Raw genomic sequence first — 255 nt, 5'->3', positions numbered from 1 at the left:
ATAAATCCCGACACACTCATTTTCGGAGGGATTTCAAGAAGCATATGGATGTGGTCGGGGCAGCACTCCGCTTCGACTATATGCACCCCCTTCCACTCACACAGCTTGCGTAGAATTTCCCCTATCGTCCGCTTCTTCTCGCCATAGAATACCTGTCGGCGGTACGTTGGTGCAAAAACGATGTGGTATTTGCAGTTCCACTTGGTGTGAGCTAGACTCTTGGCGTCACCCATCGTGACCTCCTTTTGATTTGTT

At 49.8% G+C, this 255-nt stretch carries 1 protein-coding gene; it reads right to left on the bottom strand.

From position 1 onward, the window contains the following. Positions 1 to 233, bottom strand: a 233-nt coding sequence (gene tnpA / locus V6B97_RS17510; RefSeq protein ID WP_333507721.1) for an IS200/IS605 family transposase, incomplete at its 3' end; no start/stop codon positions are given. Positions 234 to 255 lie beyond the last annotated feature (22 nt).

This window comes from Nitratidesulfovibrio sp. 1201_IL3209 (genome assembly GCF_036763125.1).
In the GTDB taxonomy this organism is placed as follows: domain Bacteria; phylum Desulfobacterota; class Desulfovibrionia; order Desulfovibrionales; family Desulfovibrionaceae; genus Cupidesulfovibrio.
This window is presented reverse-complemented; position numbering and strand designations above follow the sequence as displayed.